The sequence below is a fragment of the Streptomyces viridosporus genome (assembly GCF_002078235.1).
GTDB lineage: Bacteria > Actinomycetota > Actinomycetes > Streptomycetales > Streptomycetaceae > Streptomyces > Streptomyces viridosporus.
Map to the genome: position 1 here is coordinate 1 of NZ_MSGP01000341.1, position 21,739 is coordinate 21,739.

At 73.2% G+C, this 21,739-nt stretch carries 21 protein-coding genes; 13 read left to right on the top strand and 8 right to left on the bottom strand.

Annotated features, from left to right (window positions below; translation table 11 throughout):
- Positions 1-220: 220 nt before the first annotated feature.
- From B7L92_RS23860 to B7L92_RS23870, 3 genes are all read left to right on the top strand, one after another.
- On the top strand, positions 221-1,189 hold the full coding sequence (locus B7L92_RS23860) for an acetylxylan esterase (protein ID WP_081239486.1): 969 nt from the start codon (positions 221-223) through the stop codon (positions 1,187-1,189).
- A gap of 114 nt (positions 1,190-1,303) precedes the next feature.
- Entirely contained in the window at positions 1,304-2,470 is a 1,167-nt protein-coding gene (locus B7L92_RS23865) for a serine hydrolase domain-containing protein (RefSeq protein ID WP_081239487.1), read from the top strand.
- A gap of 130 nt (positions 2,471-2,600) precedes the next feature.
- The gene (locus B7L92_RS23870; RefSeq protein ID WP_081239488.1) at positions 2,601-3,344 is read left to right on the top strand and encodes a GntR family transcriptional regulator; all 744 of its coding nucleotides are present in this window, start codon (positions 2,601-2,603) and stop codon (positions 3,342-3,344) included.
- Here B7L92_RS23870 and B7L92_RS23875 read toward each other — a convergent pair.
- The 3 genes from B7L92_RS23875 to B7L92_RS23885 form a co-directional block, all read right to left on the bottom strand.
- A complete protein-coding gene (locus B7L92_RS23875; protein ID WP_438364020.1) occupies positions 3,314-4,147 on the bottom strand; it encodes an acyl-CoA thioesterase in 834 nt (277 codons plus the stop codon). The two genes, B7L92_RS23870 and B7L92_RS23875, sit on opposite strands and share 31 nt — an antisense overlap.
- Positions 4,148-4,224: 77 nt before the next feature.
- Positions 4,225-4,953, bottom strand: coding sequence for a class I SAM-dependent methyltransferase (locus tag B7L92_RS23880; protein WP_081239490.1), 729 nt, complete (start codon positions 4,951-4,953; stop codon positions 4,225-4,227).
- On the bottom strand, positions 4,940-5,521 hold the full coding sequence (locus B7L92_RS23885) for a PadR family transcriptional regulator (protein WP_081239491.1): 582 nt from the start codon (positions 5,519-5,521) through the stop codon (positions 4,940-4,942). The genes B7L92_RS23880 and B7L92_RS23885 overlap by 14 nt, the downstream gene beginning before the upstream one ends.
- Positions 5,522-5,591: 70 nt before the next feature.
- Between B7L92_RS23885 and B7L92_RS23890 the strand changes: the two genes are divergently transcribed.
- The 3 genes from B7L92_RS23890 to B7L92_RS23900 all read left to right on the top strand — a co-directional run bounded on the left by B7L92_RS23890 (position 5,592) and on the right by B7L92_RS23900 (position 8,839).
- Positions 5,592-5,990, top strand: a complete 399-nt coding sequence (locus tag B7L92_RS23890; RefSeq protein ID WP_081239492.1) for a nuclear transport factor 2 family protein — start codon at positions 5,592-5,594, stop codon at positions 5,988-5,990.
- 394 nt (positions 5,991-6,384) lie between these two features.
- A complete protein-coding gene (gene rho / locus B7L92_RS23895; RefSeq protein ID WP_081239493.1) occupies positions 6,385-7,530 on the top strand; it encodes a transcription termination factor Rho in 1,146 nt (381 codons plus the stop codon).
- Between the two features lie 88 nt (positions 7,531-7,618).
- Positions 7,619-8,839 (top strand): D-alanyl-D-alanine carboxypeptidase family protein, encoded by a 1,221-nt coding sequence (locus B7L92_RS23900; RefSeq protein WP_081239494.1) that lies wholly within the window; start codon positions 7,619-7,621, stop codon positions 8,837-8,839.
- Positions 8,840-8,911: 72 nt separating this feature from the next.
- Here the strand turns inward: B7L92_RS23900 and B7L92_RS23905 are convergent, their stop codons facing one another.
- From B7L92_RS23905 to B7L92_RS23915, 3 genes are all read right to left on the bottom strand, one after another.
- Positions 8,912-9,178: a helix-turn-helix domain-containing protein gene (locus B7L92_RS23905; RefSeq protein ID WP_081239495.1), complete on the bottom strand. Its 267-nt coding sequence runs from the start codon at positions 9,176-9,178 to the stop codon at positions 8,912-8,914.
- A gap of 162 nt (positions 9,179-9,340) precedes the next feature.
- Complete coding sequence (locus B7L92_RS23910) at positions 9,341-10,900, bottom strand: glycoside hydrolase family 53 protein (protein WP_081239496.1); 1,560 nt, start codon at positions 10,898-10,900, stop codon at positions 9,341-9,343.
- A gap of 112 nt (positions 10,901-11,012) precedes the next feature.
- Entirely contained in the window at positions 11,013-13,034 is a 2,022-nt protein-coding gene (locus B7L92_RS23915; protein ID WP_081239497.1) for a beta-galactosidase, read from the bottom strand.
- Between the two features lie 183 nt (positions 13,035-13,217).
- On the opposite strand from B7L92_RS23915, the gene B7L92_RS23920 reads away from it, so the two are divergent.
- The 5 genes from B7L92_RS23920 (at position 13,218) to B7L92_RS23940 (ending at position 17,909) form a co-directional block, all read left to right on the top strand.
- Positions 13,218-14,537 carry an ABC transporter substrate-binding protein gene (locus tag B7L92_RS23920; protein ID WP_081239498.1) on the top strand — a complete coding sequence of 440 codons (1,320 nt, stop codon included), beginning with the start codon at positions 13,218-13,220 and terminating at the stop codon, positions 14,535-14,537.
- Positions 14,534-15,472 carry a carbohydrate ABC transporter permease gene (locus B7L92_RS23925; RefSeq protein ID WP_081239499.1) on the top strand — a complete coding sequence of 313 codons (939 nt, stop codon included), beginning with the start codon at positions 14,534-14,536 and terminating at the stop codon, positions 15,470-15,472. Before B7L92_RS23920 ends, B7L92_RS23925 begins: the two co-directional genes overlap by 4 nt.
- Positions 15,469-16,374: a carbohydrate ABC transporter permease gene (locus B7L92_RS23930; protein ID WP_081239500.1), complete on the top strand. Its 906-nt coding sequence runs from the start codon at positions 15,469-15,471 to the stop codon at positions 16,372-16,374. The genes B7L92_RS23925 and B7L92_RS23930 overlap by 4 nt, the downstream gene beginning before the upstream one ends.
- Entirely contained in the window at positions 16,371-17,402 is a 1,032-nt protein-coding gene (locus tag B7L92_RS23935) for a LacI family DNA-binding transcriptional regulator (protein ID WP_081239501.1), read from the top strand. The genes B7L92_RS23930 and B7L92_RS23935 overlap by 4 nt, the downstream gene beginning before the upstream one ends.
- A 117-nt stretch (positions 17,403-17,519) precedes the next feature.
- The gene (locus B7L92_RS23940; RefSeq protein WP_081239502.1) at positions 17,520-17,909 is read left to right on the top strand and encodes a MarR family transcriptional regulator; all 390 of its coding nucleotides are present in this window, start codon (positions 17,520-17,522) and stop codon (positions 17,907-17,909) included.
- A 36-nt stretch (positions 17,910-17,945) separates the two neighbouring features.
- On the opposite strand, the gene B7L92_RS23945 is transcribed toward B7L92_RS23940, so the two are convergent.
- The gene (locus B7L92_RS23945) at positions 17,946-18,350 is read right to left on the bottom strand and encodes an SseB family protein (protein ID WP_004991640.1); all 405 of its coding nucleotides are present in this window, start codon (positions 18,348-18,350) and stop codon (positions 17,946-17,948) included.
- A 255-nt stretch (positions 18,351-18,605) separates the two neighbouring features.
- Between B7L92_RS23945 and B7L92_RS23950 the strand changes: the two genes are divergently transcribed.
- Both B7L92_RS23950 and B7L92_RS23955 read left to right on the top strand, forming a co-directional pair.
- Complete coding sequence (locus B7L92_RS23950) at positions 18,606-20,051, top strand: glyceraldehyde-3-phosphate dehydrogenase (protein WP_081239503.1); 1,446 nt, start codon at positions 18,606-18,608, stop codon at positions 20,049-20,051.
- 164 nt (positions 20,052-20,215) lie between these two features.
- Positions 20,216-21,184 carry a tetratricopeptide repeat protein gene (locus B7L92_RS23955; protein ID WP_081239504.1) on the top strand — a complete coding sequence of 323 codons (969 nt, stop codon included), beginning with the start codon at positions 20,216-20,218 and terminating at the stop codon, positions 21,182-21,184.
- A 23-nt stretch (positions 21,185-21,207) separates the two neighbouring features.
- On the opposite strand, the gene B7L92_RS23960 is transcribed toward B7L92_RS23955, so the two are convergent.
- The coding region (locus tag B7L92_RS23960) for an aromatic-ring hydroxylase C-terminal domain-containing protein (protein ID WP_497591308.1) at positions 21,208-21,739 on the bottom strand (532 nt) is incomplete at its 5' end.

The following is a 21,739-nucleotide window of genomic DNA, read 5'->3' on the forward strand; positions in this document are numbered from 1 at the left end:
CCCCCGGTACGAGCGCCCGCACCCGCCCGGCCGCCGCCCCGGCCGCCCCTCCGGGCGGCGTCGGAAGCCGATCGGGAGAAATCGCTTACTACTCTTTCCACCAGCGGGTCTTCCCACCGGGACCGCATGGGGGAAGTATCACGGAAACCCTGGCAGTCCCTCCCGTGATCCACATACGGTGTCATCGCTGCGCACTGTCCCTTCGCAAAGGCGGTCCCTGATGGCCCTGTTCGACCTTCCCCTCGACGAACTGCGCGCGTACCGCAGCGAGTCCACCGCGCCCGAGGACTTCGACGCGTTCTGGTCCAAGACGCTCGAGGAGGCGCGCGCGTACGATCTCGACGCCCGTTTCGAGCCGGTCGACACGGGGCTGTCCACGGTGCGGGTCTTCGACGTGACGTTCGCCGGGTTCGGCGGTCACCCCGTCAAGGGCTGGCTGGTACTGCCCGCCGGCGCCGACGCCCCGCTGCCGCTGGTGGTGGAGTTCATCGGCTACGGCGGCGGTCGCGGGCTGCCCCACGAGCACCTGTTGTGGGCGTCCACGGGCCGGGCCCACTTCGTGATGGACACCCGCGGCCAGGGCAGCGCCTGGGGCGCCGGCGGCGGCACCCCGGACCCGGTGGGCGGGGCGCCCGCGTACCCCGGGTTCATGACGCGCGGCATCGACGCGCCCGAGAACTACTACTACCGCCGGGTCTTCACGGACGCCGTGCGCGCGGTGGAGGCGGCCCGGTCGCACCCGCTGACCGACGAGCGGCGCACGGTGGCCGTGGGCGCCAGCCAGGGCGGCGGCATCACCCTCGCGGTGGGCGCTCTGGTCCCGGACCTGGTCGGCGTCGCGCCGGACGTGCCGTTCCTGTGCGACTTCCCGCGCGCGACGACGCTCACCGACCGGCACCCGTACCGGGAGATCGGCCTCTACCTCAAGACGCACCGCGGCCGCTTCGAGGAGGCCCTGCGCACCCTGTCCTACTTCGACGGCGTGCACTTCGCCGCCCGCGGCCGGGCGCCCGCCCTGTTCTCGGCGGCCCTGGAGGACCAGACCTGCCCGCCCTCGACCGTCTTCGCGGCCTTCAACGCCTGGGCGCACGAGGACAAGGCGATCGAGGTGTACGACTTCAACGACCACGAGGGCGGCGGCCCGTTCCAGGAGGCGGCCAAGCTGCGCTGGATGCGCTCCTACGCCTGAGGCGGCCGCTCGTGCCGCACCGGCGGCCTTCCATCCGGTCCGACCGGTCGGTACGTTCTTGCCGCCCGGACCGCGACACCGCGGCCCGGGTTTCCGACGGTCGGCGGAGGGCCCATGTCCGAGCACGAGGTACGAGTCCACGGTCACTGCGAGCCGCGCTTCGCGGCGGTGCGGGCGGCGTTCGAGGAGAACTTCCGGGAACGGGAGGAGCTGGGCGCCGCGGTGGCCGTCACCGTGGACGGCGAGACGGTGGTGGACCTGTGGGGCGGCTGGGCCGACGCGGCGCGCACCCGGCCCTGGGAGCGGGACACCACGGTCAACGTGTGGTCGACCTCCAAGGGCCCGGTGGCCCTGTGCGCCCACATGCTCGCCGACCGGGGGCTGCTCGACCTCGACGCGCCGGTGGCCGCGTACTGGCCGGAGTTCGCCGCGGCGGGCAAGGAGAAGGTCCTCGTGCGCCATCTGCTCTCGCACCGCGCCGGGTTGCCCGGGCTGCGCGAGCCGCACTCGCTCGCGCAGCTCTGCGACTGGGAGCTGACCACCCGGCGGCTCGCGGCGACGGAGCCCTGGTGGGAGCCGGGCACGCGGTCCGGGTACCACGCGCTGACGTACGGCCACCTGGTCGGCGAGGTGGTGCGGCGGGTGTCGGGGCTGCGGCCCGGGGCCTTCCTCGAGCGGGAGGTGACCGGGCCGCTGGGGATCGACTTCACCATCGGCCTGCCGGCCGAGGACGCCGGCCGGGTGGCCGAACTGGTGCAGCCCCCGGTCCGGCGCAGCGCCGAACAGGCGGAGACGTTCGGCCGGTTGGCGCCCGCGGCCGTCGCGGCGCTGGCCAATCCGGCGGTGGGCGCGGCGGGCGCGAACACGCCCGAGTGGCGGGCCGCCGAGATACCGGCCGCGAACGGCCACGGCACCGCGCGGGCCGTCGCCGCGCTGTACGCGGTCTTCGCGGGACGCGGCGCGTACGGCGGCCGCCGCTTCCTGTCACCGTCGGCGGCCGAGCGGGTGCGCGAGGGACAGGGCGCCTGCCGGGACCTGGTGCTCGGGGCCGGCTTCCGGCACGAGACCGAGATCGGGCTCGGCCTGTGGCTCAGCGGGCCCAACGGCTCGTACGGACCGAACCCGCGGGCTTTCGGACACGACGGGTTCGGCGGATCCTGCGGGCTGTCCGACCCGGAGGCGGGTGTCTCGCTGGGCTACACGATGAACCGGATGGGGCCCCATGTCGCCGACGACCCCCGCAAGACGGCCTTGGTCGACGCCCTGTACGGCGCGCTGTGACGGGGGTGGCGCCGGGACGTGTTCCGGCCGAACCGCCGGACCGCCCTTCCCTACTGGTTTAGACCAGTGGTAGATGTGGTGGCGCAACGAGCCCGAACGGCTACGGAACGTCACCACCAGGAGGCGCGGCATGGCCCGCACCACCCCGCACGATCATCCGCACGAGGCAGGGACGCCCCTCTACCTGCGGATCGCGAGGGAGTTGCTCGACGAACTGCGCGGCGGGGCCATCCCGCCCGGCGAACGCCTCCCCGGGGAGCGGCAGTTGGCCGAGCACTTCGGGGTCAGCCGGGAGACCGTGCGGCAGGCGCTCCGGATGCTGCGCCGCGACGGGCTGGTCGCCACCGACCGGCGGGGCAGCCACGCCGCCCTGCCCGGCCCGCCGAGTCGGACGCCGGCCTCCCTCGGCTTCCCGGTCGGCGCCCGGCCCGCCGCCCGGTGCGCGGCGGACCGGGCCACCGTCGCCTGGGAGACTCCGCCTCCCGGTCACGCCGAGGCCCTGGGAGCGGCCCCGGCGCGGCCGACGCTGGTGCACCGCTACTGGTCCGTGTCGGCCGACGGGCGGGAACTGCGCACGGCCGTGACCTCGTTCTCCGCCGTGGCCCTCGCGGAGGTCGGGGAGCTGGCCCGCTACCGCGACCGCGCCGACGGCGCCGCCGCCGCGGAGTTGCGGCGGGCCTACGACTGGATGCGCCGGGCGGGCCTGACCCTGCACCACCGCGACACGATCACGCGGATCGCGGGAACCCCGTCGGTGCGGGTCACCCGGCGGGTGCACGACCAGTACGCCCGGCCGCTGGAGGTCACCGAACTGCTCGTGGACGCCCAGCAGGACGCCCTGGTCTACGAGTTCACCGTACCGGCCGCGGTCTGACCGGCCGCGGTCCGACCGGCCCCGGGCCCGCCGGGCGGCCTGCGGTCCCGTGGCTCCCGCACCACACGGGCCTGGCGGCCGGTGGCCAGCAGACGCCGGCCGGCCGACCACACGGCGCTGTCGTCGACCGCCCAGCCGCCGCCCGCGTGGTCGGTGCGGATGCGCACGAGGGCCCAGCCCTCGGGGGCCTCGTCGTCGAGGGCGTCGGTGAAGTGGACGGTCAGCTCGGCGGTGGGCACCGGGCGCGGGGTGCGCCAGCGGGCGTACAGGGCCGGTGGCAGGGCGTCGACGAGGGTGGTGACCGCGGCGGCGCCGAGGCCCCGGCCGTCGCGGAAGCGGATCCAGGCGACGAGTTCGGCGCGCGGGCCGCCGGCGAGCGGCCGGTCGGCCGTGGCGGGGCGGATCTCCAGTTGCCGGGCGAAGGGGACCTGCTCGACGGGCAGGTGCAGCGGGGGGCAGTCGTCCGGCCCCGGCACGTCCGGGGCCGGGAGACCGTCGTACCCGGGGCCGGTACGACGCGGCCCGAACAGGGCGGAGCCGACGAGGGCCGGCTCGCCGTCCTGGTGGCCGGTGAACAGACAGGTGGCGGTGGAGCGGCCGGTCGCGGGGGTGGTCCCGGAGAACCGCAGCGGCCCGGTGCCGACCGGGGCCAGGAAGTGGGTGGTCAGCGAGCGGACCGGCCGGTGGCCGCCGGTGAACGCGTCCCGTACGGCGGTCAGCGCCGCGCCGGCGACCCAGCCGCCGTGCGCCCCCTCCCAGGACCACCACAGCGGATCGACAGGGGTCTCGGCATGCGTAGTCATGGTCACGCGAGCTACCGTAACCAGTTGAGTTGGAAAATCCAACGCACTGGAAGGACCTGGTGGGAAAATCCAACCCGCTAGGCCTCCGGGCGCCTCGCGGCAACCAGGCGTACGCGCGGACTGCCGTCCCGCCGCCGTCCGAGCTCGGGCAGGGCGTGGAACTCCACCCCGAAGCCCGCCCGGGCCAGTTCGCGCCGGACGTCACCGAAGCGGAACGTCCGGTAGTACATGACGAACGGCGGACGCCACACGGCGTTGCGCACCCGCATCACCGCGTCGAACCCGAGCAGCACCGCGTACCCGAGCGAGCCCGGCCGGGGCGGCGCGACCACGGGGAAGACGAAACGGCCTCCCGGTCGCAGCACCGAGTGGACCTGGGCGAACAGGCCCGGCAGCTCACGCGGCAGAAAGTGACCGAACGCCCCGAAGCTCACCACCAGATCGAAGACGGGCCGGAACGGCAGCGCCCGCGCGTCCGCCCGCACCCAGGTGACCGGCGGCCCGGCGGACCCGGCACGCTCCCGCGCGACGGCCAGCATGCCGGCGCTGAAGTCCACGCCGGTGACGCTCCCTCCGCAGACCCGCCCCAGCACCCCGGTGCCCGCGCCGGTGCCGCAGCACAGGTCGAGCCCGGCGTCGAAGGGCCCCATCCGCCGCAGCGCCGAGGCGGTGGCGTCGAGCACCGCCTCGGGCGTACGGAAGGGGGTGCGGTCGAACTTCGGCGCGAGGAGGTCGTAGCCGTGCTCCACGGACGACAGCGCCTGGACGGCGAGCTCGCGCAGACCGGGGCCTTCAGGACCGAACATCGGACCGCCCCGGGGAGGCCCGCTGCCGCAGGACCGTCAGCACGCGCTCGCACCAGCGCAGGTTCTCCTCCTCGAAGGCGATCCCTCCCATGAGGGTGAGGTACGGTCCGACCCGGTCCGCCTCCCGCAGGTACTGCTCCTCCGAGCGGCCGTCCAGCAGCCGTTCGCGCACCCGCGCGTAGCGGGCGAGTTTGCCGCGCGCCCACGCCATCCGCTCCTCGACCAGCGCGCGGGTCGCCCCGGGGTCCGCGCCGTCCATGGCCTGGACCTTGATCAGCAGTTCGTCGCGGATGGCGGTGGGCCGCCGGGGCGGCTCGGCGGCGAAGGCCCGCAGGTCCTTTCGACCGGCCTCGGTGAGGGTGAACATCCGCTTGTCCGGGCGCCGTTCCTGCCGGACCACCCGGGCCTCGACGAGCCCGTCCCGCGTCAGCCGCTCCAGCTCCCGGTAGAGCTGCTGCGGCGTGGAGGCCCAGAAGTTGGCGAACGAGACGTCGAAGATCTTGGACAGCTCGTAACCCGAGGCCTCCCCCTCCAGGAGGGCGGCCAGGACGGCGTACTTGAGGGACATGTGGACACGTTAACAGCGGCTGGATACTCTCATCCGCACCTATTCAATTAGTTGACTATGAGGGGGCGCGATGCAGGCATTCCGGAAGGCGGTCGAGGCCGGTGACCTCGACGCCGCCGTGGCACTGCTGGCGGAGGACGTCGTCTTCACCAGCCCCGTCGTGTTCAAGCCGTACACCGGCAAACCGGTCACCGGGGCGATCCTGCGGGCGGTCGCGGGGGTCTTCGAGGACTTCCGCTACGTGCGCGAGATCAACGACGCCGGCGGCCGCGACCACGCGCTGGTCTTCACCGCGCGGGTGGGCGACCGGGAGATCGAAGGCTGCGACTTCATCCACGTCGGCGACGACGGGCTCATCGACGAATTCACGGTGATGGTGCGCCCGCTGTCGGGCGCGCAGGCACTGGCGGCGGCCATGGGAGCACGGTTCGAGCGGATCGCGCGGGACGCGCGGGAGCACTCGGCCTGAGCGCGTGCGGGCGCCGCCCCCACGCGTGCGGGAGCGGCGCCCGCACGCCGTACGCACCGCAATCCGGGCCCGCCGGTCGTCACCGGCGGGCCCTTCTTCCCTTTCTCCACCGGTACCCCCGCACCGGGTGGTACAGTGCGAGCAGCACCTGTGACGCGCCCTCGTTCGGGCGTCGGTGCCCGTTCTTCCCGGGTTTTCCCTTCGGTTCGCCGCTCCGCCCGTCGTTTCCGGCCGGCGCATCGGCTTTCCCACACCACCTCGTCGGCCAGGGGTTCGTCCCGCCGCGGCCAAGGTGCTGTTCCCGCCGTCCGGAGGCGCGCATCCGCCCTCCCACGCGGTTTCCCCACCTTCCCACCGCACCTTTCCGCCCGTCGTCCACGAAAGGACCGCCTCCATGACCACCCCCACGCTCGAGCACCCTCCCGTCCGGCAGCGGCCCCGGATCGTCACCGGCGTCCTCGACATCGACGCGGCCGGGAAGGGGCACCTGCGCGCCGAGCACTGCCTCCCCTCCCCCTCCGACCCTCCCGTCTCCCCCGCGCTGCTGCGCCGGTACGGCCTGCGCAAGGGCGACCGCGTCGAAGCCGTCCTCGGCGACCGGCACGGGCCGGCCGAGATCACCCGGGTCGACGGCCGCGCGCCCGACGCGCTGCGCGGACGGCGACACTTCCGGGACCTGACCCCGCTTCACCCGAACGAGCGGCTGCGCCTGGAGCACCCGGCGTCCGGGGCGGCCGGACGGGTCGTCGACCTGTTCGCACCGGTCGGCAAGGGCCAGCGCGGACTGCTCGTGGCCCCGCCCAAGACCGGCAAGACCGTCCTCCTCCAGCAGCTCGCGGCGGCCGTCGCCGGCAACCACCCCGAGTGCCGGCTGATGGTGGTGCTGCTCGACGAACGGCCCGAGGAGGTCACCGACATGCGGCGCTCGGTGCGCGGCGAGGTGTACGCCTCGACCTTCGACCGGCCCGCCAAGGACCACATCGCCCTCGCCGAACTGGTGATCGAGCGGGCCAAGCGGCTCGTCGAGGCGGGCGAGGACGTCGTCGTGCTGCTCGACTCGCTGACCCGGCTGTGCCGGGCGCACAACAACGCGGCCGCCTCCGGTGGCCGCACCCTCAGCGGCGGCGTCGACGCCTCCGCCCTGATCGGGCCGAAGCGGTTCTTCGGCGCGGCCCGCCGGGCCGAGGAGGGCGGCTCGCTCACGATCCTCGCCACGGCCCTGGTGGAGACGGGGTCCCGCGCCGACGAGTTCTACTTCGAGGAGCTCAAGGGCACCGGCAACATGGAGCTCCGGCTCAGCCGCGAGGCGGCGTCCCGCCGGCTGTTCCCCGCCGTCGACATCACCCCCTCCGGCACCCGCCGCGAGGAGCTGCTGCTCGCTCCGGCCGAACTGACCGCCGTCCAGGGCCTGCGGCGCGTCCTGCAGTCCTCCTCCCGTGACGGGCGGACCGGCCTGGAGACGCTGCTGGCACGGATGCGCGAGACCCCCGACAACGCGGCGTTCCTGCGGCGCGTCCAGCCGACCCTGCCCGGCGGCTGACGCCGCGGCGTGCGGCATCCGGGTGCTCCCGGACGGCTTCCGGCCGGGGCAGCACGGTGTTCCGGGCGTTCCTTCCTACGTTTGCGGTATGACTATCGGATTTACTTTGCGGGCTGCCACGTCCACCTGCGCCCTCTGCGCGGCGGGCCTGCTGGCGCTCGCACCCGCCGCGGCGACCGCCGGTACCAGGGCGGGCCCCGTACCGTCGCCCGGCACCGGACCGCGGGCGGGGGCACCGCCGGCGTCCCTGCTGTACCGGTCCGGCACCCACGTCCGGCCGCGCGCGGGGGCACCCGAGGTCCCGGAGCTGTCCGCCAAGTCGTGGCTGGTGGCCGACGCGGGCACCGGCACGGTGCTCGCGGCGCACGACGCGCACCGCAGGCTGCCGCCCGCCAGCACCCTCAAGACCCTGTTCGCCCTCACCGTGCTGCCGGCCCTGCCGGCCGGCCTCCGGCACGAGGTCAGCGAACGGGACCTGCGGGGCATCGGCCCCGGCAGCAGCCTCGTCGGAGTCGCCGAGAACCATACCTACGAGGTGTCGGACCTGTGGAACGGGGTCTTCCTCAGTTCCGGCAACGACGCCGTGCACGTCCTGGCCTCGCTCGGCGGAGGCTGGCGGGCCACGGCCGAGCGCATGGAGGCCAGGGCCCACGCCCTGGGCGCCCGCGACACCCGGGTGGAGTCGCCCGACGGCTACGACGCGCCCGGCCAGGTGTCGTCCGCGTTCGACCTGGCGGTGTTCGGCCGGGCGGGGCTGCGCAACCCCGAGTTCGCGCGGTACTGCGCCCGGATCGAGGCGCGGTTCCCGGGCCGCGACGGCGGCTCCTACGGGATCCGGAACACCAACCGGCTGCTCACCGGGGCGGACGGAGTCGAACCCTACCCGGGGCTGATCGGCATCAAGAACGGCTACACCAGCAACGCCGGACACACCCTCGTGGCCGCCGCGCGGCAGGACGGACGCACCCTGGTGGTGACGGTCATGAACCCCCGCTCGGGCGGCGCGCACGCGGTGTACGAAGAGGCGCGCTCGCTGCTGGACTGGGGGTTCGAGGCGGCCGGGCGGGTCGATCCGGTGGGCTCGCTGGACGCCCTGCGGGACCGGCCGGATCCGGTGGGCCCACCGGACGCCCTGCGGGACCGGCCGCTGTCCGGGCAGCAGGCGGAGCCCGCCCCAACTCCGGTGGCACGCGGCGACGACCGGTCGGGCCGGCCCGTGCCCTGGACGATCGCGGGTGCCGCGGTGCTGGGCGGCGCGGTGGTGGCCCTGTTCCTGCGGCTCAGGTGGGGCCCCGTGCTGAAGGATTGACGGAAGGGCGCACGGTCGGTGCGGGGCCCGCGGCCGCGTGACGCGGCACGGGGCGTTTCGGGGCCGTGCCCGCTACCAGCCCTTCTCGAACATCCGCGCCACCTCGGCGATCCGCACCTCGTCGCGCCGGTAGTGCGGGCGGCCGGCGACGTGGCCGGTGCGCAGCAGGCCGGCCGCCGCGAGCAGCCGGAGGTGGGTGCGGGCGACCGCGTGGGGCAGGGCGAACCTGGTGGCCACGGCGTCCACCGTGGCACCGCGCTCCGCGACACCCGGCTCCTTCAGCCACGCCAGGATGCGCAGTCGTGTCCCGTCGACGGGAGTCCTCAGCACCGTGTCCACCTCCGTCCCGGGCTTCCTCTCTCGGGGGCGCCTCCACTCTCCCGCGCCCGGGGCCCCCGTGTCCCGGACTCCGGCGGCTTGTCCGGGACCCGACCGCGATGGTGCGGCCGGGTCCCGGGCGGCACGGGTCCGGCCGGGACCGGACCTCACGGTCCGCCGTGTTCACCGGTGGCGGAACCACGCCGTCGCGGGCAGCGCGCGGTCGTCGTAGCCGAACAGCGCCTGGTTCTCCCAGCCGTTGCCGGAGGACGGGTCGGCCGGGTCCCAGCCGTTGCCGGTGCGGGCGGTCCAGGTCGCCTCCCAGTAGAAGACGCCGAGGCCGCGGCCGTCCGGGACGGCTTCCACGATGCTCGCCACGTCGTTCATCCACCGGGTCTGCCCGGTCGTGGACGCCGGGTAGCCGGGGACCAGTTCCTCGGCGGTGTCGATGATGTTCTCGTGCGCGTCCTCGCTGTCCAGCCGGAACGGGTAGGCCGTCTCGGCGACGAAGACGGGCTTGCCGTAGCGGGCGGCCGCGTCGTCCAGGGTGGTCTGGAAGTCGTGCAGCGTGCCGTGCCAGTAGCCGTAGTACGACAGGCCGATGGCGTCGAACCGCACGCCGTGGGACACCGCGTTGTCGAACCACCAGCGGGTGCCGTCGAGGTCGCCGCCCTCGGCGAGGTGCAGCGCGGCGACGGTGGACGGATCGACCGCCTTGACCGCGTCGTAGCCGGAGTTGAGCAGTCCGGCGAGCTGGGGCCAGTGGGCGGTGGAGCCCTCGTCCCACAGCATGCCGCCGTTGATCTCGTTGCCGATCTGGACCATGTCGGCGGTGGTGCCCTGGGCCTTGAGGGCGCCGAGCACGTCGTGCGTGTGGCGGTGGACGTCCGCCTTCAGCCGGTCGTAGCCGTGTCCGGCCCAGGCGGCCGGCTTGGTCTGCTTGCCCGGGTCGGCCCAGGTGTCCGAGTAGTGGAAGTCGACCAGCAGCTTCATGCCCCGGTCCTTGACCCGCTTGGCCAGGGCCAGGACGCGCGCCTTGTCGTTGTAGCCGTCGGCCGGGTCCACCCAGACCTTCAGGCGGGCGTAGTTCATGCCGGCGGACCTCAGGAGGGCGACCGCGTCGCCGGCGGAACCGGAAGCGCTCCGGTAGACCCCGCCCCTGGCCTCGCTCTTGGGCAGGGAGGAGATGTCGGCGCCCTTGACGGACAGGCCGGAGGTGCCCGGGGCGAGGGTCAGGTCGTCGACGTTGATCCAGTTGCCCGCGTTCGCGTCGCTGGTGACGCTGACGGTGCACTGGTCGTTCGTCACCCTGACCGGCACGACGATGCGGATCCACCCGTCGGCGGACACCGGCAGGTCGGTGCGCTGCTCGGCGCCTCCGCAGTTCTTCAGGGCGAGGTGGGCCGCGTTCTGGCCGCCGCCGGAGCGCACCCAGGCGGTGAGCCGGTAGTCGCCGTTGGCGAGCCCGGACAGGTGCTGGTACGTCTCGACCTTGTAGGCCGAGGACGACCAGTGCGCCAGGCGGTGCCCGCCGCCGCGGCCGCCGGCCTCGGAGAACGAGGCGCCGGTGTCGCCGTACTCGGACCAGCCGGCGGGGGTGGCCGCGCCGGAGCCGCCGGCCTCGAAGCCCCCGTTGGTGAGCGTGCTCGCGGCCGCGGCGGTCGGGGCGGGCGGTGCGGTGAGGGCGAGCCCCGCCACCAGTAGCGGCAGCAGGGCCCGGAGTGTGCGTCCGGGATGGAACATGACCGTTCGTCGTCCCTTCGACGTGGGGAGAGGGGTGCCCTGGCGCCCGGAGGGCGAGGGCCCCCTCCGCCCGCGGCTCGGGTGGCTCGCGCGGGCGGAGGGGAGTCGCGGCTCAGCCGTCGAGGCGCACGACCCGGACGGCTCCGGCCGGGACCGCGAGGCGGCCCGCGGCGCGTTCACCGGTCAGCAGCTCGGTGCCGGCGGTCTCCAGCGGCACCTTGGCGTCGGTGGCGGTGTGGTTGATCGCGAACAGGAAGGTGCCCGACTCGCCAGTGCGGCGCACCACTTCGACATCGCGGGGCAGATCGGCGCGCGGGGCGAGGGGGGTGTCCTCGACCGCCCGGCCGAGCAGGGCGTCCAGGCCCTCGGCGCCCAGCCGGGTGGAGACGTACCAGGCGGTGCCCCCGCCGAGGCGGTGCCGGGTGACGGCCGGGTGCCCGGCGGTGAGGCCGTCGGCGTACGTCCAGACGGTCTCGGCGCCGCGCGGCACCACGAACTCCGTCCAGACGTCGGCGTCGAGTTCCGCTCCCCCGGGGCCGGTCAGGCGCACCCTCCCGCCCGCCGGCAGCGGGGAGAACTCCTCGACGGTCAGGCCCAGGACGTCGCGCAGGGCGCCCGGGTGCGGGCCCTCGTGCACGGCGTCGTGCTCGTCGACGATGCCGGAGAAGTACGACACGACGAGCGTGCCGCCGTTCTCCACGTACGCGCGGAGGTTGTCCCCGGCGGCCCGGGTCATCAGGTACAGGGCGGGCACGACGACCAGGGGGTAGCCCGACAGGTCGGCTTCCGGGTGGGCGAAGTCGACGGTGAGGTGGCGGTCGTAGAGGGCCTCGTAGAAGGCGTCGGCGCGTTCGCGGGCGTCGTGGTCCTCGCTGGGCCGCCAGTCGAGGTTCTGCGCCCACCAGGACTGCCAGTCCCACACCACGGCGACGTCGGCCTCGGTGCGGGTGCCGCGCAGCGACGCCAACGAGCCGACGGACGCCCCGAGTTCCACCACCTCGCGCCAGACACGGGTGTCGGTGCCGCCGTGCGGCACCATCGCGGAGTGGAACTTCTCGGCGCCGCGCCGGGACTGGCGCCACTGGAAGAACAGGGCTCCCTCGGAGCCGCGGGCCACGTGCGCGAGGGAGTTGCGGGCCATCTGACCGGGCGCCTTGGCGGGGTTGCGGGGCTGCCAGTTGACGCCCGAGGTGGAGTGCTCGAGCAGCAGCCAGGGGGCGCCGCCGGCCACGGATCGGGTGAGGTCGGCGGCCATCGCGAGGTTGACGTGGGTGCGGCGGCCGTCGGTGATCAGGTAGTGGTCGTTGGTGACGAGGTCGACCTCGCGGCCCCAGGCCCAGTAGTCGACGGAGTCGCACTGGCTGAGGGCGGTCATGAAGTTGGTGGTCACCGGGATCCCCGGGGACAGGCGGTGCAGGACGTCCCGCTCGGCCGTGAAGTTCTCGCGCATGGTGGCGTCGGCGAACCGCCGGTAGTCCAGCGCCTGGGCGGGGTTGCCGACCGTCGGGGTCAGGCGCGGCGGGTCGATCTCCTCGAAGGAGGCGTAGCGCTGGCCCCAGAAGGCGGTGCCCCAGGCCTCGTTGACGGCGTCGACGGTGCCGTACGCCCGCGCCAGCCAGCGGCGGAAGTGGGCGGCGCAGGAGTCGCAGTAGCAGGCGGAGACGGGGACGCCGTACTCGTTGTGGACGTGCCACATCGCGAGCGCGGGGTGGTCGCCGTAGCGTTCGGCGAGCCGGGTGGTGATGTTCGCCGCGGCGGCCCGGTAGTCGGCGTTGCTGTGGCAGATGGCGCCGCGGGAGCCGAACGCGAGCCGCTCGCCCCGGACGGTGACGGGCAGGGCGTCGGGGTGGGCGCGGTAGAACCAGGCCGGCGGCACCACGGTGGGCGTGCCGAGGTCGACGCGGACGCCGTTCTCGTGCAGCAGGTCCAGGACGCGGTCGAGCCAGCCGAAGTCGTACGCACCGGGCGAGGGCTCCAGCAGGGCCCAGGAGAAGATGCCGACGCTCACCAGGGTGACGCCGGCCTCCCTCATCAGCCGGACGTCCTCCTGCCAGACGCTTTCCGGCCACTGCTCGGGGTTGTAGTCCCCACCGAAGGCGAGCCCGGTGAGGCCCCTGGGGGTGGTCTCCGGCATGGATTCTCCCGATGCACTCGATCATTTGTGAACGTACACACACCCTGACGGTGCGGTCGGGCCAACATAACCGCACAGCAACAACCATTGACAAGTGTCCGGGATGTTTCTCTACTGTGAACGCTCACAGAAGCATGGCTGGTCCCCGCAGCAGGCGGGGGCCCCAGGTCAGGGGAGAGTTCCATGCCGTACACGAAGCGTCGTCGCCTCGTGAGTTCCGCCGTCGCCGTCGTGCTCGGCGCCACCGCACTCACCGCCTGCGGCTCGTCGTCCGACGACGGCGGGGCCCGGTCGGGCCCGGTCTCGCTGACGTACTGGACCTGGGCGCCCGGCATGGACAAGGTCGTGGACCTGTGGAACAAGGGGCCGGGCAAGGAGGAGCAGATCACCGTCACGGTGAAGAAGCAGGCGTCCGGCGACACGCTGGTCACCAAGATCCTCACCGCGCACAAGGCCGGCAAGGCGCCCGACCTGGTGCAGGCGGAGTACCAGGCGCTGCCCACCCTGGTCAGCAATGACGCGCTGGCCGACATAGCGGAGCACGTGGGCGACGTGAAGGACAGGTTCGCCGACGGCGTCTGGCAGCAGACCACGCTCGGCACGGACGCGGTCTACGCGGTCCCGCAGGACATCGGTCCGATGATGTTCTACTACCGCGAGGACCTGTTCGAGGAGTACGGCCTGAGCGTCCCGGCGACCTGGGAGCAGTTCGCCGAGACCGCGCGGAAGGTGAAGAAGGTGGCCCCCGACAAGGACCTGACCACCTTCTCCGCCAACGACTCGGGCCTGTTCGCGGGTCTCGCCCAGCAGGCCGGCGCGCGGTGGTGGACCACCTCCGGGGACAAGTGGAAGGTCGGCATCGACGACGGGGCGACCCGGAAGGTCGCCGAGTTCTGGGGCGGCCTGGTCGAGGAGGGCGCCATCGACAACCAGCCGATGTACACCCCGGCCTGGAACAAGGCGCTGAACACCGGCAAGCAGATCGCGTGGGTCAGCGCCGTGTGGGCACCGGGCACGCTGACCACGGCCGCGCCCGACACCCGGGGCAAGTGGGCCATGGCCCCGCTCCCCCAGTGGTCGGACGGCGAGAGCCGGACCGGGAGTTGGGGCGGCTCCTCCACCGCCGTGACCACGGACTCCCGGCACAAGGAAGCCGCCGCCGAGTTCGCCGCCTGGCTGAACACCGACGGCGACGCCCTCAACGCGCTGGCCAAGGAGAGCGGCATCTACCCGGCCTCCACCTCGGCCCAGCTCAGCGGTGCCTTCACCAGCCCGCCGGAGTACTTCGCCAACCAGCCCGACTTCTACAAGAAGGCCGCCCGGATCGCGGAGACCACCGCACCGTCCGCCTGGGGCCCGAACGTCAACGTCGCCTACACCGCGTTCAAGGACGCCTTCGGCGCCGCCGCGAAGAACAGGTCGGACTTCACCGCCGCCCTGGGGACCATGCAGAAGGAGACGGTCGCCGACCTGGAGAAGCAGGGCTTCGGGGTCGCTCGGTGAGATCCGCACGCCGCCGGGGGTCGTACGGGGTCAAGAGGGCCCCGTACCTCTTCCTCGTCCCCGCGACCGCCCTGTTCCTGCTGTTCTTCGCGCTGCCCATCGGCTACGCGCTCTGGCTCAGCCTCCGCAAGGTGCGGGTCTCCGGCCTCGGCCTGGGGTCCGGCGCCCGGACGGAGGTCTGGGCCGGCCTGGAGAACTACACCGGCGCCCTGTCCGACAGCGAGCTGCTCGGCGGCGCGCTGCGCGTGCTCGGCTACGGCTGCATCGTGGTGCCGGTCATGCTGGGCCTCGCCCTGCTGTTCGCGCTGATGCTCGACTCCGAGAGGGTGCGGCTGGCCCCCTTCACCCGGCTCGCGATCTTCCTGCCGTACGCCGTCCCCGGTGTGGTGGCGGCCCTGCTGTGGGGCTTCCTGTACCTGCCGGACGTGAGCCCCTTCTACTTCGTGCTCGACGAGCTGGGCCTGCCGCAGCCGGACCTGCTGGACGGCGGTCCGCTGTACCTGGCGCTGTCGAACATCGCGGTCTGGGGCGGCACCGGCTTCAACATGATCGTCATCTACACCGCGCTGCGGGCCATCCCCGCCGAGGTGTACGAGGCGGCGAAGCTGGACGGCGCCACCCCGCTGCAGATCGCCCTGCGGATCAAGATCCCGATGGTGGCGCCCTCGCTGGTGCTGACCTTCTTCTTCTCGATCATCGCGACGCTCCAGGTCTTCAACGAACCGACCACCCTCAAACCGCTCACCAACTCCGTGTCCACCACCTGGAGTCCGCTGATGAAGGTGTACCAGGACGCCTTCGGCAACGGCGACATCCACGCCGCCGCCGCACAGGCGACCCTCATCGCGCTGGTCACCCTGGTGCTGTCCTTCGGCTTCCTGCGGGCCGCCGACCGGGGCAACAAGCGGGACGCCGGTCAAGGAGACGCCCGATGAGCTCCCTCACCCCGCGCACGTCCGAGCCCGCGACCGGCACCGCCCCCGGCACGGCCCGGGGTCCGGCGCGGCGCCGCCGGATCGCGCCGGTCCCGACGCTGGTACTGCTGCTCGGCGCGCTCTACTGCCTGCTGCCGGTCGCCTGGGTGGTCATCGCGTCCACCAAGTCCGGCCGGGAACTGTTCTCCACCTTCACGTTCTGGCCGGGCACCGGGCTCGCCGGGAACCTCTCCGACCTCCACGCCTACCGCGACGGCGTCTACTGGCGGTGGATGGGCAACTCCGCCCTGTACGCCGGGCTGGGCGCGCTGCTGTCGACGTGCGTGTCGGCGTTCAGCGGCTACGCGCTGGCGACCTACCGCTTCCGGGGCCGCGAGACGCTGTTCAACGTGCTGCTCGCCGGTGTGCTGATGCCGCCGGTGATCCTCGCCGTCCCGCAGTACCTGCTGCTCGCGAAGGCCGACCTCACCGACTCCCACCTGGCGGTGCTGCTGCCGCAGATCCTCTCCCCCTACGGCGTCTACCTCGCGCGGATCTACGCCGCCGCCGCGGTCCCGGCCGACGTGGTGGAGGCCGGGCGGATGGACGGCGCGGGCGAGTGGCGGATCTTCACCCGGGTCGCGCTGCCGATGATGGTGCCCGGGCTGGTCACGGTCTTCCTGTTCCAGTTCGTGGCGGTCTGGAACAACTTCCTGCTGCCGTACATCATGCTCAGCGACGACGAGAAGTTCCCGATCACGCTCGGCCTGTACACCCTGCTCGAGCAGGGCGCCAACACCCCGGCGCTGTACACGCTGGTGATCACGGGCGCGTTCCTCGCGGTGCTCCCGCTGGTCGCCCTCTTCCTGGTCGTCCAACGGTTCTGGAGCCTGGATCTGCTCTCCGGGGCCGTAAAGTCATGACCATGGGCAACACGGGGGGCAGGCGCAAGCCGCCGACGATCCACGACGTGGCGCGCGAGGCGGGGGTCTCGCGCGGCACCGTCTCACGCGTGCTCAACGGCGGCCACTACGTCAGTCCGGCCGCGGCTCAGGCGGTCGACGCCGCCATCCGCAAGACGGGCTACGTCGTCAACCGGCACGCCCGTTCGCTGATCACCGGCCGTTCCGACTCGGTGGGCTTCCTGCTCACCGAACCGCAGGAGCGGTTCTTCGAGGACCCCAACTTCAACGTCCTGCTGCGCGGCTGCACCCAGGCGCTGGCCGCGCACGACGTCCCGCTGCTGCTGATGCTGGCCGGCACGGACGACGAACGGCGGCGCATCACGCGGTACATCACCGCCGGGCACGTCGACGGGGTGCTGCTGGTCTCCAGCCACTCGGGCGACCCCGTGGCCGAGGAGCTGCGGGCGGCGGGCGTGCCGCTGGTCGCCTGCGGCAAGCCGATCGGGCTGGGCTCGAAGGTGAGCTACGTGGCCGCCGACGACCGGGACGGCGCCCGCGACATGGTGCGGCACCTGCTGGCGCTGGGGCGGCGGCGGATCGGCGTGGTGACCGGCCCGCTCGACACCCCCGGCGGCGTGGAGCGCCTCGCCGGTTACAAGGAGGTGCTCCGCGAGGCGGGCATGGAGATCGACGAGCGGCTCGTGGTCTCCGGGGACTACAGCCGGGCCAGCGGTGAGGCGGGCGCGGAGCGGCTGCTGGCGCGGGCGCCGGACGTCGACGCCGTGTTCGTCGCCTCCGACCTGATGGCCCAGGGCGTGCTGACGGCGCTGCACCGCGCGGGGCGCCGCGTCCCCGAGGACGTCGCGGTCGGCGGATTCGACGACTCCCCCGCGGCCGTCGCCGCCAGCCCGGAGCTCACCACCATCCGCCAGCCCTGGGACCGCATCAGCACGGAGATGGTGCGGGTGCTGCTGGCCCAGATGGGCGGTGAGGACCCGGCGGCGGTGATCCTGCCGACGGAGCTGGTGAAGCGGGAGTCGACGTAGGGGGCGGCGTCGGCATAGGGGCGGCGTCGACGTAGGGGGCGGTCCGGCTCGGCCCGGGCGCGGGAGCCGCGCCCCGCGCCCGGTCGTTGAACATCGAACCGGTGTTACCGTTCGACCATGGCGGCGAACACGGCCGGTGACCGTCTCGAGGAGCGCTGGCGGAGCATCCTCGCGGCGCACGCCCGCGCCCTGGGCGAGATCGACCGCGCGCTGCACCCGTACGGCCTCGGCGCCTCCGACTTCGAGGTGCTCGACCTGCTGGTGACCGCGGGGCCCCGGGAGGGCGAGCGGTGCCGGGTGCAGGACCTGGCGGGCCGGGTCCACCTCAGCCAGAGCGCGCTGTCCCGCCTCATCGCCCGGCTGGAGAGGGACCGCCTGGTCGAGCGCAGCGTGTGCGCGGAGGACCGGCGCGGTGTGTACGTGACGCTCACGCGGAAGGGGCGCGACCTGCACGGCGAGGTGCTGCCGGTGCAGCGTGCCGCCCTGGCCCGCGCGCTGGGCGAGTAGGCGCACGGGTCACCGGAGCTTCGGGGGCCACCGGGGCTACGGCCGGGCCAGCAGGGTACGCACCCCCTCCGAGGTGAGCGTCAGACGGTGCTCGGAGCTGCCGTCGATGGTGAGGGACAGATCCTCGGCCGGCCACTGCGCGGCGAGCGCGCCGAGCGGGACCAGGCGGTAACGGGACACGAACGGCAGCAGCCCGGCCATCTCCAGCTCGGAGGTGAACACGGGCACCACCTGGGTGCCGCCCGGCTGCTCCAGCACCGGAAGCGCCACCGCGCCCGGGTCGGCCGCCTCGCCGTCACCGGCGTCGTCGGGCACCGGGATCAGGACGTCGCTGTTCGCGAGGGCGTCCAGCGCCGCCGTGTCCTCGGTGTTCTCCGCGAGGGCGTCCAGAGCCCGCTGGGCGGGTGTGGGGGCGTTGTTCTCGTGCGCGGGTGTTTCCATGACAGATTCCCTGGTAGCGGCGGTCGTGCGGCCCGCCCGGGACAAGACCCTCCCCGGGCACAGTGCTGGACGCGTACCCGATCGCGGGGGGCGCAATCCTGCGGGGCCGACGTGTTCCCGGGGGCCTCCCGGGGACTTCCCGAGGGCTTCCCGAGGGCTTCCCGAGGGGCGCACGGAGCCGGAAGGACACCCCCTCGGAGCCCCGCCGAAGCCATGGTTATCATATGAGCGCCGTCTAGCTCGAAAGATAATCCTGTGACTGTCAATGAAGACTCGTTCACCAATTGGAAGCACCGCGAGGAGATCGCGGAGTCGATGATCCCGATCATCGGGAAGCTGCACCGCGAGCGGGACGTCACCGTCCTGCTGCACAGCCGCTCCTTGGTGAACAAGTCGGTGGTCAGCATCCTCAAGACCCATCGCTTCGCCCGGCAGATCGCCGGCGAGGAGCTCTCGGTCACCGAGACGCTGCCTTTCCTGCAGGCGCTCACCACGCTCGACCTCGGGCCCTCCCAGATCGACATCGGCATGCTGGCCGCGACCTACCGCGCCGACGACCGGGGCCTGTCGGTGGCGGAGTTCACCGCCGAGGCCGTCGCCGGCGCCACCGGTGCCAACAAGATCGACCGTCGTGAACCGCGCGACGTCGTCCTCTACGGCTTCGGCCGCATCGGCCGGCTCCTGGCCCGCCTGCTCATCGAGAAGGCGGGCTCCGGCAACGGCCTGCGGCTGCGCGCCATCGTGGTCCGCCGGGGCGGTGAGCAGGACCTCGTCAAGCGGGCCTCGCTGCTGCGCCGGGACTCCGTGCACGGACAGTTCCAGGGCACGATCACCGTCGACGAGGCGAACAGCACGATCATCGCCAACGGCAACACCGTCAAGGTGATCCACGCCGACGACCCGTCGCAGATCGACTACACGGCGTACGGCATCAAGAACGCCATCCTCATCGACAACACCGGCAAGTGGCGCGACCGCGAGGGCCTCTCGCAGCACCTGCGTCCCGGCATCGACAAGGTGGTGCTGACCGCGCCCGGCAAGGGCGACGTGCCCAACATCGTGCACGGCGTCAACCACGACACCCTCAAGCCGGACGAGCAGATCCTGTCCTGCGCGTCCTGCACCACCAACGCGATCGTCCCGCCGCTGAAGGCGATGGCGGACGAGTACGGTGTGCTGAGCGGCCACGTGGAGACCGTCCACTCGTTCACCAACGACCAGAACCTGCTGGACAACTACCACAAGTCGGACCGCCGCGGCCGGTCCGCGCCGCTCAACATGGTGATCACCGAGACCGGTGCCGCCTCGGCCGTCGCCAAGGCGCTGCCCGACCTCGAGGCGACCATCACCGGCAGCTCGATCCGGGTCCCCGTGCCGGACGTCTCGATCGCGATCCTCAACCTCCGGCTGGGCCGGGCGACCGACCGCCAGGAGGTCCTCGACTACCTGCGCAACGTGTCGCTGACCTCCCCGCTGAAGCGGCAGATCGACTTCATCAGCGCCCCCGACGCGGTCTCCAGCGACTTCATCGGCTCGCGCCACGCCTCGATCGTCGACGCCGGCGCCCTGAAGGTCGAGGGCGACAACGCGATCCTCTACCTCTGGTACGACAACGAGTTCGGCTACTCCTGCCAGGTCGTCCGCGTCGTCCAGCACGTCTCCGGGGTGGAGTACCCGACGTTCCCGGCCCCGGCGGCCTGACCCGGGAGCACAGGAGCGGAACCACGGTGGCGGGGCCGGCAGAAGAGCCGGCCCCGCCCCTCGGCGTGCGGCGGAACAGGTGCCTGACCGGCCGGTAAGGGGCAGATCGGTAACGATCGGCTCCTATGGGTTGCCCGGGCACCCCGGCTTCCTAGTCTTCGGGCATGCCCCTCTTCAGCAGTCGCACCAGCAGACGTCCCCGTATCGTTCCGGCACTCGACGACGCCGAACTGGCCCGCGTACTGGGACGGCTGAGCAAGCGGAGCGGAAGCGGCCGGGCCCAGGACGTGGCGCTCGTCTCCTCCCTGCTGGAGGAGACCGGGGACGACTGGGACCGCCGCAGCCACCGGACGTCGGTCCTGGCCGGGGCGGCGGCCGACACGGGGATCGCGGAGGCCTGGCTGGCCCGGCAACCGGAGCACGCCGACGCCCTGGTGTTCCACGCGTGGGTCCGCCTGGCGCGCGGTCTGCGGGACGGACACCTCGAGGACGCCGGACAGGTGGTCTCCCAGTGCCACCGCGCCGCCGAGCTGAGCCCGGCGGACCCGCTGCCGTGGGTGGTCCTGCTCGGCGTGGCGCGGGTCGAGCGGTACCCGCAGAACGAGGTCAACGCCATCTGGCGGGAGGCCACCGGACGCGACCGCTGGCACCGCGAGGCGTATCTGCAGATGCTCGCCTACCTGTCACCGGAGGAAGGCGGTTCGAGCGCGGCCGTCCTCGACTTCGTCGACGTGGTGCGCACCCGCATCCCGGCCAACGCGCCGTGCGCCGCCGTCGAGCTGACCGCCGCCGTCCGGCAGTACCAGGGGCTGGTGGCGCAGGGCGGGGTCCGCGCCATGACGGCCGGTCAGCTGTGGGAGGGCGGCCAGATCGCGGCCTCGCTGGAGCAGGCCGCCGCGCTGTGGGCGAAGCCGGGCTTCTTCCAGCACGCGGCGGCGCCGGCCGATCTGAACGTGCTGGCGTACGCGCTGGACGCGGCCGGACGGGCCGCCGACGCGCACCACGTGTTCCAGACGCTGCAGGGCATGGTCACGCCCTGGCCGTGGAACGCCGACGGACCCGCCGTCCAGCGGTTCGAGCAGCACCAGGCCAAGGCGGAACGGGGACGGCAGGGCGGCGCCGGCGGAACGTGACGCCCGCCGCCCGCCGCTCCCCGTCAGTGCCGCGCCAGGACCGTGGTGACGGCCTCCCGCAGCGCCGCCGCCGGGTCGGGCGCGGCGCCTTCGGAGCGCCAGGCGACGAAGCCGTCGGGGCGGACCAGCACCGCGCCGTCCTCGGTGACCCCGTGCGCCCGGGCCCAGCCGGCGCCGTCCTCGGGGGTCAGCTCCGCGGCGGGGCCGTCGCCGATCCGGTACGCGTCGAGCGGTACGGACAGGTCGCTCGCGACCTTCGCCGCCGCGCCGTGCCAGTCGCAGGACCCGTCCGCGGAGCTCAGCAGCACGCACGACCGCTCGTACAGGTCGAGCGTGGAGATCCGGGTGCCGGCGCGGTCCAGCCACATGTGCGGGGCGCGGCTGCCGGGCTCGCCGTTCAGCACCACTCCCTCGGGGATGACCGGGGTCGCCGGGTCGGTGCCCAGGACCGCGCCGCGCGGATAGCGGTAGCAGAGCGCCACGTTGAGGATGCCGCCCGGCTTCATCCCGGGGCCGCCGGGACCACCGGGACCACCGGGGCCGCCGGGACCACCG

Excerpts from the sequence above, each read along its gene's own strand:
- B7L92_RS23865 (WP_081239487.1), top strand. The coding sequence starts at position 1,304 with ATGTCCGAGCACGAGGTACGAGTCCACGGTCACTGCGAGCCGCGCTTC.
- B7L92_RS23900 (WP_081239494.1), top strand. The coding sequence starts at position 7,619 with ATGACTATCGGATTTACTTTGCGGGCTGCCACGTCCACCTGCGCCCTC.
- B7L92_RS23915 (WP_081239497.1), bottom strand. The coding sequence starts at position 13,034 with ATGCCGGAGACCACCCCCAGGGGCCTCACCGGGCTCGCCTTCGGTGGG.
- B7L92_RS23885 (WP_081239491.1), bottom strand. The coding sequence starts at position 5,521 with ATGTCCCTCAAGTACGCCGTCCTGGCCGCCCTCCTGGAGGGGGAGGCC.
- rho (WP_081239493.1), top strand. The coding sequence starts at position 6,385 with ATGACCACCCCCACGCTCGAGCACCCTCCCGTCCGGCAGCGGCCCCGG.
- B7L92_RS23945 (WP_004991640.1), bottom strand. The coding sequence starts at position 18,350 with ATGGAAACACCCGCGCACGAGAACAACGCCCCCACACCCGCCCAGCGG.
- B7L92_RS23890 (WP_081239492.1), top strand. The coding sequence starts at position 5,592 with ATGCAGGCATTCCGGAAGGCGGTCGAGGCCGGTGACCTCGACGCCGCC.
- B7L92_RS23920 (WP_081239498.1), top strand. The coding sequence starts at position 13,218 with ATGCCGTACACGAAGCGTCGTCGCCTCGTGAGTTCCGCCGTCGCCGTC.
- B7L92_RS23860 (WP_081239486.1), top strand. The coding sequence starts at position 221 with ATGGCCCTGTTCGACCTTCCCCTCGACGAACTGCGCGCGTACCGCAGC.
- B7L92_RS23955 (WP_081239504.1), top strand. The coding sequence starts at position 20,216 with ATGCCCCTCTTCAGCAGTCGCACCAGCAGACGTCCCCGTATCGTTCCG.
- B7L92_RS23880 (WP_081239490.1), bottom strand. The coding sequence starts at position 4,953 with ATGTTCGGTCCTGAAGGCCCCGGTCTGCGCGAGCTCGCCGTCCAGGCG.
- B7L92_RS23875 (WP_438364020.1), bottom strand. The coding sequence starts at position 4,147 with ATGACTACGCATGCCGAGACCCCTGTCGATCCGCTGTGGTGGTCCTGG.
- B7L92_RS23935 (WP_081239501.1), top strand. The coding sequence starts at position 16,371 with ATGACCATGGGCAACACGGGGGGCAGGCGCAAGCCGCCGACGATCCAC.
- B7L92_RS23940 (WP_081239502.1), top strand. The coding sequence starts at position 17,520 with ATGGCGGCGAACACGGCCGGTGACCGTCTCGAGGAGCGCTGGCGGAGC.
- B7L92_RS23870 (WP_081239488.1), top strand. The coding sequence starts at position 2,601 with ATGGCCCGCACCACCCCGCACGATCATCCGCACGAGGCAGGGACGCCC.
- B7L92_RS23930 (WP_081239500.1), top strand. The coding sequence starts at position 15,469 with ATGAGCTCCCTCACCCCGCGCACGTCCGAGCCCGCGACCGGCACCGCC.
- B7L92_RS23910 (WP_081239496.1), bottom strand. The coding sequence starts at position 10,900 with ATGTTCCATCCCGGACGCACACTCCGGGCCCTGCTGCCGCTACTGGTG.